Below are 12,996 nucleotides of genomic sequence, written 5' to 3'. Positions count from 1 at the left end.
AGCTCCATCCCAGTTGCACACGATCCAGATGCGCTTCGGCCCTTGACATGGTTTGATGCCAGGTCCCGGTCTTCCTGGCTAGTGCGATGGACAGGCGCCAGGCCTCTCACGCCTTGGCGAAGTCGCCAGCGGCCTCCAGGCATTCCCCGAGGCGAAGGGCCGCGCCGGCGTCATGCGCGTCGATCAGCAGGACGCAGGCGAACTGGGCCGCGGCTTCGATGGGCCTTTCGACCTGCTGCAGTGCGAGCCCGTATGCGTAGCGGAAGCTGGTGTCGCGGTGTCGCGCGATCACCAGACGGTGCAGGTCTTCCAGTGCCTCCTGCGGGCAGCGCGCCACCAGGCGGTCGTAAGCCTGCGCATAGAGGATCTCCAGGTCATCTTCGGCGACGTCTTGCAGGCAGGGCGTGGGGACCGCCCCGGCAGCAGCAAGCGGGGAGTTCCAGCCCCTGCGATCAGTCGGCTGGTGGGTCGCGGGTGGTTCGAGGATCAAGGCGAGGTCCGTTTCGGTGAGCAGTGGGGCCGCCGATTCTGCGAACCATGCCCATCGATTGCTGATGCCTTGCTGGCGTCCGCGGGCGCGGGGTGTCACCTCACCGTTTCACCCCACCAGCCACGCCGCCGCGGCGATGCCCGCCGACACGACGGCAATCACGATCGCCACCCAGGCCCGCCGCTCGGCCGCCGCGGACTTCACCGCCATCTGCTGCAACTGTTCGATCGCCTGCTTGAGCAGCTGCGCCTGGTCCGCCTGCAGGTCTTCCAGGGCTTCCAGGCGGGCGGCGATGGCGCGCACGCTGGCGTCGTCGCTGCCCCGCACTTCGGGCAATCGGGCCGTCGCGTCGGCTTTCTTGAACAGCTTGCCGGCCGAATCGATCAGCGTCGGCAGCGTCGATACCAGCACTCCCCAGGGCACTGCCACGTTCAGCTCCTTCCATGGTTGAAGCCGCCCAGCCTACCCGCTCCGGCCGGGTCCGTGGGATCCGGTCGACCCTCAGTCGCCGCCGAACTGGGCGCTGACCTGCGCCGAGCCGATGGTGCGGTTGCCGTAGGCACGCTGGAAGTCGTCGAGCGTCCAGGGCTTGCTGGTGTCCACCTGCAGGCGCTCGCGCGAGGCGAACACCGCCAGGCGATAGGTGTGCCGCCCGTCCGGTGGGCACATGCCCTGGTAGGCCGCCTGGCCCGACGAGTTGAGGCCGACCTCGCCGCCGAGCGGCTGGCCGGCGCGGAAGTCCACCATCTCGCCGCGCGTCTCGATGTTGAAGACGTTCCAGTGCACCCAGACCTTGCCGGTGGGCTTCATCGCATCCGGGTCGTCCACGATGACGCAGAGGAACCGGGTCTCCGGCGGCAAGCCGTGCACGGTCAGCGACAACGACTGGTCCTCGCCCCCCTGCTCGCGGCAGGCGTGCACGCGCTGGATGCGGCCGTCGGCGATGCTGGACGAGGTGATGGTCAGGGAGGTGGGGATGTCGGGTCCCCGGGCGTGCGTGGTTTCCATCGCGGTGTGTTCCCTTCTTGAAGTGGGTGGAGTGGGCACCGGGGCCCGTACAGGCGGGCACGCGGGGCCGGATGGGAACAGCGTAGGGCGGATCGGCCGGCGCCCAAGTGCGAGTGGGCGAGGGATAGGCCGGGGTGTTGTCCGACAGGGTTGCGGCCGGGCATGCTCGAACAATGAACAGCTGGACCACCCACCCATCGGCCAACCCAGGTGCACAAGCCCCCAAGCTCCCCGCGCGTCGTCGTGGCCCACGTGCCGGACGCCCACGACCACGCCAGCGCCCACGAGCGGGACACGCTGCTCGACTACGCGAAGCGGCTGGCGCGGCTGCGCGGGGAATCGTTCGGCGGCATGTTCCGGCCGGGCCAGCGGTACCGTGCCGCGCCTTACTTCGTGCCGAGCAGCACGCTCACGCTGCAGCAGGCGCAGGCCCTGGGGATCACCGGGCCGGACGACCTGTTCGGTGGCGTGGTGCCGGACGCCTTCGTCGCCAGCAAGGCCATCAGCCATCCGCTGTACGGCGACCGGCCGGCAGCGCCGCCGAGCTGGCGGCCCGAAATGAGCGATCGCTTGCGAGGTGCCGTGCTGGGCGGCTATGCCGCGTTTTCCTTGGACGATGCCCGGCTGGCCGGTGACGCGTTGCTGCGGCACGGGCCGGTGCGGCTGAAGCCGGTGCGCGCCACTGGCGGTCGCGGCCAGTCGGTGGCGCATGACGCGCTGGAGCTGCAGGGCCAGCTCGAACAGATCGGGTCCGAGGAGATCGGCCACGGCCTGGTGCTCGAGCAAAACCTGGAAGAGGTGCGCACCTTCAGTGTCGGGCAGGTCCGGGTGGGCGACCTCCTGGCCAGCTACCACGGCACCCAGGCACTGACGCGTGACAACCAGGACCGCGAGGTGTTCGGCGGCTCCGACCTGGTGGTGGTGCTGGGCGGCTTCGATGCGCTGACGGCCCTGGAGTTGCCGCCCGAGGTGCGCCGCGCCATCGACCAGGCCCGGCAGTACGACGCGGCCGTGCGGACCTGTTTCCCGGCCTTCTATGCCTCGCGCAGCAATTACGACGTGGCGGTCGGACGCGCCGCCGCCGGTCGGGCCTGCTCCGGCGTGCTGGAGCAGTCCTGGCGCGCGGGCGGCGCCACCGGTCCCGAGCTGGTGGCCCTGGAGCAATTCCGCGAGCGCCGCGACTGCCGGGTCGTGCGCGTGGCGGGCGCCGAGCGTTTCGGCCCCGCCGCCGTGGTCCCCCCGGGGGCCCATGTCCACTTCGACGGCACCGACCCCGAGGTCGGCCGACTGGTCAAGTACAGCTGTGTGGTTCCCCTATGACGACGCGCGCGCTCGGCATCGACATCCACGTGGACGGCACCCGCATCGCCGGCACGCTGGTCGGCCCCGAAACCATGGTCCCGGGCGTGCTGCTGGTGCACGGCTGGGACGGCTCGCAGGCGCAGTACCTGGAGCGCGCCCACGAGATCGCCCGGCACGGCTGCATCTGCCTGACCTTCGACCTGCGGGGGCACGTGCGGCACAAGGCCGACCGCGAGTTGGTCAGCCGGGAGGACAACCTGCGCGACTTGCTGGCCGCCTACGACGCACTGGTGAATCACCCCGCGGTCGATCCGGCGGCGGTGGCCCTGGTGGGCAGCAGCTACGGAGCCTACCTGGCGGCCGTGGCCACTTCGCTGCGACCGGTGCGCTGGCTGAGCCTGCGGGTGCCGGCGCTTTACAAGGACGAGGACTGGCATGTGCCCAAGCGCAGCCTTTCGCGCGACGAACTGATGGCCTTGCGGCGCCGCGTGGTCTCGCCCGAGGAGAACCGGGCCCTGGCCGCCTGCGCGGCCTTCCGCGGTGACGTGCTGATCGTCGAGTCCGAGGACGATCCGGTGGTGCCACGGCAGACCGTGCGCAACTACCGCGATGCCTGCAGCCAGGCCCGTTCGCTCACCTACCGGCTCATGCAGGGAGCGGATCATGGGCTGTCCGATCCGAACTGCCAGAAGGCGTACACCGACCTGCTGGTCACCTGGATGGGGGAGATGGTGATGAACGCCCGTGCGCCGCAGGCGCAGGGGAAGCAGCCGGCGAAGGACGCCGTCGAGGAGGCGCAGGAGGGGGAAAGGCTGGGGGAGACGGATTAGCCGGATCTCCGTTCGAGCGCGGTCACCCTCCCGCCTGCTCGATCTCCCCCGACAAGGCCAGCCAGCGTTCCTCCAGCGAATGCAGCTCCTCGCCCAGCGCCTTCAACCGCCGGCCCGACTCGGCCAGTTCAGCCGGAGGCAAGGACTGCGACAGTCGCTTCTCCAGCGCCTGCTTCTCCCCTTCCAGCACCACCATGCGTGACTCGGTCTTCTCCAGCTCCTTGCGCAGCGGCCGCAGCTGGGCGGCGGCCTGCTGGCGCTGTCGGGCCGGCTCGGGCTGCGGCGGTGGGGGTGGGGCGGCCGCGGCCGTGGCGGCGCGGGCCTCGTCGCGCAGCCGGCGCGACTCGTCCAGCAAATAGGCCTGGTAGTCGTCCAGGTCGCCGTCGAAGGGCCGCACCTCGCCGCGGCCGACCAGCCAGAACTCGTCGCACACGGCGCGCAGCAGCGCCCGGTCGTGGCTGACCAGCATCACCGTGCCTTCGAACTCGTTCAGCGCCACCGAGAGCGCCTCGCGGGTGGCCAGGTCGAGGTGGTTGGTGGGCTCGTCCAGCAGCAGCAGGTTGGGGCGTTGCCAGACCATCATGGCCAGCACCAGCCGCGCCTTCTCGCCGCCGCTCATGGTGCCCACGGGCTGGGCCACCATGTCGCCGGAGAAGTTGAAGCTGCCCAGGAAGTTGCGCAGTTCCTGCTCGCGCGCCGGCGGGCCGCTGTCCCGTGCCAGCCGGATCATGTGTTCGAGCGGATTGCTGTCCACGTGCAGCACGTCCAGTTCCTGCTGGGCGAAGTAGCCGATGGCCAGTCCCTTGCCCTCGGTGACGGTGCCGGACAGCAGCGGGATGTCATGCGCGATGGTCTTGACCAGCGTGGACTTGCCCTGGCCATTGGCGCCCAGGATGCCGATGCGCTGCCCGGCCAGCACCGATCGGCTGACCTGCCGCAGGATGACCTTGGGCTCGGGCGACGCCGCATAGCCGAAGCTCGCGTCGCTGATCGCCAGCATGGGGTTGGGCAGGTTGGGCGGCTCCTTGAACTCGAAGCTGAAGTCGGCCTCGGCCAGCACCGGTGCGATGCGCTCCATGCGCTCCAGCGCCTTGACGCGGCTCTGTGCCTGGCGGGCCTTGGTGGCCTTGGCCTTGAAGCGGTCGATGAACTTCTGCAGGTGGGCGATCTTGTCCTGCTGGCGCGAGAAGGCGGACTGCTGCAGCTCCAGCTGCTCGGCGCGCAGCAGCTCGAAGGCGCTGTAGTTGCCGCCGTAGCGCGTGAGTTTCTGCTGGTCGATATGCACCGTGACCTGCGTCACCGCGTCGAGGAACTCGCGGTCGTGGCTGATGACGATGAGCGTGCCCGGGTAGCGCTGCAGCCACGACTCGAGCCAGACCAGCGCGTCCAGGTCCAGGTGGTTGGTGGGCTCGTCCAGCAGCAGCAGGTCCGACGGGCTCATGAGCGCGCGGGCCAACTGCAGCCGCATGCGCCAGCCACCCGAGAAGCTGTTGACGGGCCGCTGCACCTCGTCGGTCTTGAAGCCCAGCCCCAGGATCAGCGCCTGCGCTCGCGGAACCGCATCGTGCTCGCCGGCGTCGTGCAGGTCGGCATGGGCCTGCGCGATGGCCATGCCGGCATCGGCGTCGTCGGGGTCGGCGTGCAGGGCGGCCTCGGCGTCGGCCAGGCGCTCGCGCGTGGCCATCAGCCGCTCGTCGCCGGCCAGCACGAACTCGGTGGCCGGCTGGTCGGTCTCGGGCATGTTCTGAGCCACCTGGGCCAGCTGCCAATGCGCCGGGCGGGAGAAGTCGCCGCCGTCTTCGTGCACGCTGCCGTTGAAGAGGCCGAACAGGGTGGACTTGCCGGCGCCGTTGCGTCCCACCAGGCCGACCTTCTCGCCGGGGTTGATGGTGAGGGAGACGCGGTCCAGCAGCACCTTGGCGCCGCGGCGCAGGGTGACGTCGCGAAGGGTGATCATGAAACGAAGCTTTCGCGGGTCAGAAGCAAGACCTGGTCGATGCCCGCGCTGGTCTCCAGCCACACGGCCCCAAGGCGCGGGAACGCGGCCTCGAAATGCTCGCGTTCGTTGCCGATCTCCAGCACCAGCACACCGTTCGCGGTGAGGTGGGAAGGCGCCTCGTGCAGCAGGCGGCGGATGAAGTCCATGCCGTCTTCGCCGCCGGCCAAGGCCAGCGAGGGCTCGGCCAGGTACTCGGCGGGCAGGGCGCTCATGCTCCGTGCGTTGACGTAGGGCGGGTTGCAGATGATCAGGTCGTAGGGGCCGGGCAGTCGGGCCAGACCGTCCGACTCGATGAGGCGGATTCGATCGGCCAGTTGATGCCGTTCGACATTGATGCGGGCCACGGCCAGCGCATCGGGGGAGATGTCGGCGGCATCGACGTCCACCTCGGGCCATGCCATCGCGGCCAGCACCGCCAGGCTGCCGTTGCCGGTGCACAGGTCGAGCACGCGCCGGGTGTGCGGGCCCAGCCAGGCGTCGAAGCCGCCGTCAGCGATGAGCTCGGCGATGAAGGAGCGCGGCACGATGGCGCGCTCGTCCACGTAGAAGGGCACGCCCTGCAGCCAGGCCTCGCGCGTGAGGTAGGCGGCGGGCTGGCGGGTGGCGATGCGCTGCCCGATCAGCTCGGCCACCGGCCCGGCCAGCTCGGGCGGTACGTCGCGCTCGGCGACCGAGTCGAGATCGTCCAGCGGCAGGCCCAGGCGCCACAGCACCAGCCACGCCGCCTCGTCGAACGCGTTGGCGGTGCCGTGGCCGAAGGCGACACCGGCCTCTTCGAGCCGACGGGCCGAGGCTTCGATGCATTCGATGACGGTCATGCGCGCTCCAGCGATTCGAGCTGCTCGAGGGTGCGGCGGTAGATGTTCTTGAGCGGCTCGATGTCGGCCACGCGCACGTGCTCGTCGATCTTGTGGATGCTGGCGTTGATCGGGCCGAACTCGATCACCTGGGGGCAGATGCGCGAGATGAAGCGCCCATCGCTGGTGCCGCCGGTGGTGGACAGCTCGGTGGCGATGCCGGTCTCGGCCTGGATGGCCTGCTGGATGGCGCCCACCAATTCGCCCGCATCGGTCAGGAAGGGCTGCCCGCCCACGGTCCAGCCGAGGGTGTACTCGATCCCGTGCCGCGCCAGCACCGCCTCCACGCGCTGCTGCAGGCCCGCGGCGGTGCTCTCGGTGGAAAAGCGGAAGTTGAAGTCGATGACCACCTCGCCCGGGATCACGTTGCCGGCGCCGGTGCCGGCATGGATGTTGCTGATCTGGAAGCTGGTGGGCTGGAAGAAGGCGTTGCCCCGGTCCCATTCAGTCGCGGTGAGTTCCGCCAACGCCGGCAGTGCCTGGTGGATGGGGTTGCGCGCGAGCTGCGGATAGGCGATGTGGCCCTGCACGCCCTTCACCGCGAGCTTGCCGGTCAGGCTGCCGCGGCGGCCGTTCTTGATCATGTCGCCCAGGCGCTCGACCGAGGTCGGCTCTCCCACGATGCACCAGTCGAGCCGTTCACCGCGCGCGGCCAGGCGCTCGCACACCACCACCGTGCCATCCACGCTCGGGCCTTCCTCGTCGCTGGTGATCAGCAAGGCGAGCGACAAGGCGGGGTCGGGATGCGCCGCCAGGAACTCCTCCACCGCCACCGTGAACGCGGCGATGGATGTCTTCATATCGGCGGCGCCCCGCCCGAACAGCAGCCCGTCGCGATGCGTGGGCACGAAGGGATTGCTGTGCCACTGCTCCAGCGGCCCGGTAGGCACCACATCGGTGTGCCCCGCGAACACCAGCGTGCGCGCCGAGCGCCCCGGCCGGCGCGCCCACAGGTTGGTGACGCGAAAGTCGTCCGGCCCGCCCTCGATGGTCTCGCACGCAAAGCCCAGCGGCCCCAGCCGCGCAACCAGGATGGGTTGGCACCCGGCGTCATCGGGGGTGACCGAGCGGCGCGAGATCAGCTGCTCGACGAGGTGGAGGGTGGAGTTCATGTTGAATTCTCTAGCAGCGCCACATGGCGCCGTTTCGCTTGATGTCGCTTGGTTCGTGCGGGCCCTTCGACGGGCTCAGGGCGAACGGGAAAAGACCCGTGCCGTTCGGACTGAATCGCAGCCACCGCGCAGCGGTAGGCCCCTCCAGTGCCAACGCGGAACCGGCTTTGCCGGGCCGCTACTGGCGCCCCCTGGGGGTGGCGGCCGCTAGGCCGCTTCGGGGGGCATGTTCTCAATGCTTCACGTCGAATGTGATCTCGGTGAAGGAGGGTTGGTCGTCTTCATCGTTCGGTGCGGCCTCCACGGCGCGGCTCTGGAAGTCGTTCTGCAAACGCCACAACAGGTTGTTGGGCGAATCGGCGTGGGCCAGCCCTTCCTTTCGGTCGACCAAGCCGTCGGTGACCAGGCGGGCGATGTCCTGCTCGAAGGTCTGCGATCCTTCGGCCAGTGACTTCTCCATGGCTTCGCGAAGTGCGGCGAAATCGCCCTTCTCGATCAGCTCCGTCACCAGCTGGGCATTGAGCATCACCTCCACCGCGGGGGTGCGGCCGCCGTGGACGGTGCGCAGCAGGCGCTGCGACACCACGGCGCGCAAGGCGGCGGCCAGGTCGCCCAGCATGGTCGGGCGCACCTCCACCGGATAGAACGACAGGATGCGGTTCAGGGCCTGGTAGCTGTTGCTGGCGTGCAGCGTCGCCAGGCACAGGTGGCCCGACTGGGCGTACGCGATGGCGGCCGACATGGTGTCGCGGTCGCGGATCTCTCCGATCAGGATGACGTCGGGGGCCTGGCGCAGCGCATTCTTGAGGGCCAGTTGCAGCGACTGCGTGTCGGTGCCGATCTCGCGCTGGTTCACCACGCTGCGCTTGTTGCGGAAGATGTATTCGATCGGGTCCTCGATCGTGAGGATGTGGCCCGAGCTGCGTTCGTTGCGCCAGTCGATCATGGAGGCGAGCGTGGTGCTCTTGCCGGCGCCGGTGGCGCCCACCATGAGGATCAGGCCGCGTTTTTCCATCACCAGGTCGCCCAGCACCATGGGCAGCGACAGCGTGTCCAGCGGCGGAATCTCGTTGGGGATGTGCCGGATGACGGCGGCGACCGAGCCGCGCTGGCGCATGGCCGAGATGCGGAAGCTGCCGACGCCTTCCAGCGTGCGGCCCATGTTCAGCTCGCCCGTGCGCTCGAGTTCGGCCAGGCGCTCGGCTGGCACGATCTCGGCCAGCAACGCGCGCGGCGCGTCGGCCGGCAGCGCCTGCGGGTTGAGCGGCACGCACTGGCCGTTGATGCGAAGCTGCGCCGGCGCATGCGCCGAGAGGTACACGTCCGAGGCCTTCTTGTCGGCCATCAGCCGCAGGATGCGTTCCATCGTATTCATGACGGCTCCTCAAGGGGTGGCAAGAAGCGCAGCCAATGAACAAGCGTGGACTTGCCAGGCCGCCGCGCAGCGGCAGGCCGCTCCAGCGGCTACCGCGGAACCGGCTTGGCCGGGCCGCTGGTTGCGCCCCCTTGGGGGGAGGCGGCGAAGCCGCTTCGGGGGGGGCATGTCAATCCCGCAGCAGGTCGTTCAGGCTGGTCTTGGCCCGCGTCTGGGCGTCCACGCGCTTGACGATGATGGCCGCGTACAGGCAGTACTTGCCACCGTCCTTGGGCAGGCTGCCGGAGATGACCACCGAGCCGGCCGGCACCCGGCCATAGCTCACGTTGCCGGTGGCTCGGTCGTAGATGGGGGTGCTCTGGCCGATGTACACGCCCATGGAGATGACCGAGTTCTCCTCGACGATGACGCCCTCGACGATTTCGGAGCGTGCGCCGATGAAGCAGTTGTCTTCGATGATGGTCGGGTTGGCCTGCAGCGGCTCGAGCACGCCGCCCAGGCCGACGCCGCCGGACAGGTGCACGTTCTTGCCGACCTGCGCGCACGATCCCACGGTGGCCCAGGTGTCGACCATGGTGCCTTCGTCGACGTAGGCGCCGATGTTCACGTAACTGGGCATCAGGATCGCGCCGCGGGCGATGAAGCTGCCGCGACGGGCCACCGCCGGCGGCACCACGCGCACGCCGGTCGCGGCCATCTCTTCGGGTGTGAGGTGCGCGAACTTGGTGGGCACCTTGTCGAAGAAGGCCAGGTCGCCGGCTTTCATGATTTCGTTGTCCTTGAGGCGGAAGGACAGCAGCACGGCTTTCTTGATCCACTGGTGCACCGTCCAGCGCCCCACGCCTTCGCGGGTGGCCACGCGCAGGTGGCCGTTGTTCAGTTCGGCGATGACGTGATCGACGGCGTCCGAGATTTCGGGCGAGGCGGACTTGGGCGACAGGCTGGCGCGGTTTTCCCACGCGTTGTCGATGAGGCTCTGGAGTTGCTGGGTCACTGGCTTGACTTGGTTCTGGATTGCACGAACTGGACGATGCGGCCCGCGGCTTCGAGGCATTCGGCGGTGTCGGCCACGAGGGCCATCCGGATGCGGCCGCGGCCCGGGTTGAAACCGCCGGTTTCGCGGGCGAGGTAGCTGCCCGGCAAAACCGTCACATTGTATTGAGCGAGCAGGTCGCGGGCGAAGGCCTCGTCGCTGCCTTCGACCCCCGCCCACAGGTAGAAGCCGGCATCGGGCAGGCCCACGTCGAGCACGGCCGACAGCATGGGCGTGACCTCGGCGAACTTGCGCCGGTACTGCGCGCGGTTGTCGATCACGTGGGCCTCGTCGTTCCAGGCGGCGATGCTGGCCGCCTGCACGATGGGGCTCATGGCGCTGCCGTGATAGGTGCGATAGAGCAGGAACGACTTCAGGATGTCGGCGTCGCCCGCCACGAAGCCCGAGCGCAGGCCGGGCACGTTGCTGCGCTTGGACAGGCTGGTGAAGGCCACCAGCCGCTCGAAGCCGCGGCCGAGCTTGTGCGCGGCCTCCAGGCCGCCCAGGGGCGGCTCGCCCTGGAAGTAGATCTCGCTGTAGCACTCGTCCGAGGCGATGACGAACCCGTGGCGGTCCGACAGCTCGAACAGCTTGCGCCACTCCTGCAGCGGCATCACCGCGCCGGTGGGGTTGCCCGGCGAGCAGACGAAGACCAGCTGGGTGCGCGCCCACACGTCGGCCGGCACGCTGTCCCAGTCGACCGCGAAGTTGCGCGCCGGGTCACTGGGCGCGTACCAGGGCGTGGCGCCTGCCAGCAGGGCCGCGCCTTCGTAGATTTGATAGAAGGGATTGGGGCAGACCACCACCGCGTCGCGGGTGGGGTCGATGACGGTCTGGGCAAAGGCGAAGAGCGCCTCGCGCGAACCGTTCACCGGAAGGACTTCCCGCAAGGCATCGATCTCGAGCCCGTAGCGCCGCTGCAGCCAGCCTGCGCAGGCTTTCCGCAGCTGCGGGTCGCCGGCCGTGGGCGGGTAGACCGACAGGCCCTGCATGGCCTGCCCGATGGCCTGCTCGACCAGCGGCGGAGCCGGGTGGCGCGGCTCGCCGATGCCCAGGCTGATGGGGCGCAAGGCGGGGTTCGGGGCCACGCCCGCGAACAGCTGCCGCAGCCGCTCGAAGGGGTAGGGCTGCAATTTCTGCAGAAGGGGATTCATGCCGCGGATTATCGGCGGCGCGGTGTGGCCGCCTCCCCGGATGGCGGCCAGTGAACATCCAGCGCCTGCATCAGCTCGCGCGCATTCACCGGGGCGTGCAGCTTGTCGGTGTTGTCGAAGTAGCAGAACACCTCGAGTGGCGCTCGAGGGCCGGGCGCGGCCGGGTCGACCAGCCGGGCATCGGCGGGCTGCCGGCCCCGGCGCCAGGCCTGGATGCAGGCCGCCCAGCGCGCGATCTCGGCGGCGCTGTAGTGGCTGTTGTAAAGCTCGGTCGACCCATGCAGGCGCAGGTAGACGAAATCGGCCGTGACGTCCTCGTGGCTGGGCCAGGGCAGGGGCGTGTCGGCCACCACCCAGGCGATGCCGTGCCGTCGCAGCAGCGCCATGAACCCAGGGGTGGCGAAGCTGGCGTGCCGGACCTCCACCGCGTGGCGCAGTGCCCTGCGCACCGGCGGCTCGAGCAGCTCGCGACCCTGCATGCGCTCGTCGCGCTGGCGGGCCACGCGCGCGGCGGCCACGGTGTCGCGCGGCAGTGCGGAGAAGAAGGCCTCGAACAGCGCCTGGTCGAAGGCGAAGTTGGCCGGGAACTGCCACAGGATCGGGCCCAGCTTGTCGCCCAGCGCGAACAGGCCCGAGGCGAAGAAGTTGCCCAGCGCCTGCGCCGCGTTGCGCAGCCGCAGCATGTGCGTGAGGTAACGGGCGCCCTTCACGGTGAAGACAAAACCAGGCGGGGTTTCAGCCGCCCATCGCGCATAACTGGACGGCCGCTGCAGGGAATAGAACGATCCGTTGAGCTCGATGCTGCTGAACTGCCTGGAGGCGTAGTGGAGTTCGCGCGCCTGGGCCACCCCGGCCGGGTAGAAGTTGCCGCGCCAGCCCGGATAGCGCCAGCCCGACACGCCGATGCGGACGGCGGCTGGCGGGCTGGCAGTGGGGGGCATGGCCTATTGTGGGTGGCGCCTCACAGGCCGTCGATCAAGGGCTGCCAGGACAGGGGGCGGCTTGTCCCGCCATTGGCCGGCGGGGCGAACGACTCGACCTGGGAGGGATCCGCGTCGACGGCGGCGCGCAGCTGGTCGGCGGCGTGCGGCGACAGCGCTGGCCGGACCATTTCCCATCCCGGATTGAACCGCACCAGGGCGGGCGCGGTGGAGGTGCTGGCGGCCAGCATCTGCGCCAGGTCGACCAGGCGGTAGGCGAGCTGGTGGACCCGCGGTGCGCCCGGCCTGCGCGCCTGGATGGCTCGGTCGGCGGCCAGCAGGTCGGCCTCGTCGAGGTCGGGCAGGCGGCGCCAGCCGGCCTCGGCCTTCCGCAAGTCCGCGAGCGCCTGTATCGCGGGATTGCTCTGGTAGTTGTTGCCGTCGAGCAGCACGCCCAGGGTGCGCCCGCCATGCCGGAGGGTGGCGACCTGCACCACCGCATGGATGTGCCGGTAGTCCTGCTCGCCCTGGCCCGGCTGCAGGCCGTGGAAGGACACCAGCTGGAGCGGGCCACGCAAGGTGCCCAGCTGCTCCAGCCGCTCGGCGGTGGGCGCCTCGCCCAATTCGGTCAGGAAATGCGGGTGGGGACGCAGCCACGCGGTCCGCACGCAACCCAGCTGCTTCATGGTCGCCAGGCTCTCGACCATCTGCCCCGTCATGCGGGTGGTGTTGTGCACGCAGTCGGCGAACCGCTGGATGCGGAAGGCCTTGCGGCTGGCCAGCCCGATGGGCGTGCCCTCGAGGGCCCGCAGGACGGGTTCGCCCACGTAGCCGCGGCGCGGGTTGCGCAAGGGGGCGGCGCGGTGGCCGAGATGATGGCCGGCCCAGGAGCCGGTTCGGGTCAAGTGCATGGGTT

General features: G+C 69.7%; 13 protein-coding genes. 2 read left to right on the top strand and 11 right to left on the bottom strand.

Annotated features, from left to right (window positions below):
• Positions 1–106: 106 nt before the first annotated feature.
• The 3 genes from JI739_RS00810 to JI739_RS00800 all read right to left on the bottom strand — a co-directional run bounded on the left by JI739_RS00810 (position 107) and on the right by JI739_RS00800 (position 1,498).
• Entirely contained in the window at positions 107–490 is a 384-nt protein-coding gene (locus tag JI739_RS00810) for a hypothetical protein (RefSeq protein ID WP_201681952.1), read from the bottom strand.
• A 108-nt stretch (positions 491–598) separates the two neighbouring features.
• The gene (locus JI739_RS00805) at positions 599–919 is read right to left on the bottom strand and encodes a hypothetical protein (RefSeq protein ID WP_201681951.1); all 321 of its coding nucleotides are present in this window, start codon (positions 917–919) and stop codon (positions 599–601) included.
• A 72-nt stretch (positions 920–991) separates the two neighbouring features.
• Positions 992–1,498, bottom strand: coding sequence for a YbhB/YbcL family Raf kinase inhibitor-like protein (locus tag JI739_RS00800; RefSeq protein ID WP_201681950.1), 507 nt, complete (start codon positions 1,496–1,498; stop codon positions 992–994).
• Positions 1,499–1,708: 210 nt separating this feature from the next.
• Here JI739_RS00800 and JI739_RS00795 point away from each other — a divergent pair, with 210 nt between their 5' ends.
• Positions 1,709–2,818 (top strand): DUF3182 family protein, encoded by a 1,110-nt coding sequence (locus JI739_RS00795; RefSeq protein WP_201681949.1) that lies wholly within the window; start codon positions 1,709–1,711, stop codon positions 2,816–2,818.
• The gene (locus JI739_RS00790; RefSeq protein ID WP_201681948.1) at positions 2,815–3,630 is read left to right on the top strand and encodes an alpha/beta hydrolase family protein; all 816 of its coding nucleotides are present in this window, start codon (positions 2,815–2,817) and stop codon (positions 3,628–3,630) included. The genes JI739_RS00795 and JI739_RS00790 overlap by 4 nt, the downstream gene beginning before the upstream one ends.
• A gap of 22 nt (positions 3,631–3,652) precedes the next feature.
• Here JI739_RS00790 and JI739_RS00785 read toward each other — a convergent pair whose 3' ends face one another.
• The 8 genes from JI739_RS00785 to JI739_RS00750 form a co-directional block, all read right to left on the bottom strand.
• Complete coding sequence (locus JI739_RS00785) at positions 3,653–5,587, bottom strand: ABC-F family ATP-binding cassette domain-containing protein (protein ID WP_201681947.1); 1,935 nt, start codon at positions 5,585–5,587, stop codon at positions 3,653–3,655.
• Positions 5,584–6,447, bottom strand: a complete 864-nt coding sequence (gene prmB, locus JI739_RS00780) for a 50S ribosomal protein L3 N(5)-glutamine methyltransferase (RefSeq protein ID WP_201681946.1) — start codon at positions 6,445–6,447, stop codon at positions 5,584–5,586. The genes JI739_RS00785 and prmB overlap by 4 nt, the downstream gene beginning before the upstream one ends.
• A complete protein-coding gene (dapE, locus tag JI739_RS00775; RefSeq protein WP_201681945.1) occupies positions 6,444–7,598 on the bottom strand; it encodes a succinyl-diaminopimelate desuccinylase in 1,155 nt (384 codons plus the stop codon). The genes prmB and dapE overlap by 4 nt, the downstream gene beginning before the upstream one ends.
• Before the next feature lie 232 nt (positions 7,599–7,830).
• Positions 7,831–8,973 carry a PilT/PilU family type 4a pilus ATPase gene (locus JI739_RS00770; protein WP_201681944.1) on the bottom strand — a complete coding sequence of 381 codons (1,143 nt, stop codon included), beginning with the start codon at positions 8,971–8,973 and terminating at the stop codon, positions 7,831–7,833.
• Between the two features lie 169 nt (positions 8,974–9,142).
• Positions 9,143–9,967, bottom strand: coding sequence for a 2,3,4,5-tetrahydropyridine-2,6-dicarboxylate N-succinyltransferase (dapD, locus tag JI739_RS00765; RefSeq protein WP_201681943.1), 825 nt, complete (start codon positions 9,965–9,967; stop codon positions 9,143–9,145).
• Positions 9,964–11,160, bottom strand: a complete 1,197-nt coding sequence (dapC, locus tag JI739_RS00760; RefSeq protein WP_201681942.1) for a succinyldiaminopimelate transaminase — start codon at positions 11,158–11,160, stop codon at positions 9,964–9,966. The genes dapD and dapC overlap by 4 nt, the downstream gene beginning before the upstream one ends.
• An 8-nt stretch (positions 11,161–11,168) precedes the next feature.
• A complete protein-coding gene (locus JI739_RS00755; RefSeq protein WP_201681941.1) occupies positions 11,169–12,101 on the bottom strand; it encodes a DUF72 domain-containing protein in 933 nt (310 codons plus the stop codon).
• Positions 12,102–12,121: 20 nt separating this feature from the next.
• Positions 12,122–12,991, bottom strand: coding sequence for a hypothetical protein (locus JI739_RS00750; protein ID WP_201681940.1), 870 nt, complete (start codon positions 12,989–12,991; stop codon positions 12,122–12,124).
• Positions 12,992–12,996: the final 5 nt, after the last annotated feature.

The sequence above is a fragment of the Ramlibacter aurantiacus genome, assembly GCF_016722895.1.
Lineage (GTDB): Bacteria > Pseudomonadota > Gammaproteobacteria > Burkholderiales > Burkholderiaceae_C > Ramlibacter > Ramlibacter aurantiacus.
Note: the sequence above shows the minus strand (reverse complement) of the source record. Positions and strands in the feature narration are given on the sequence as shown.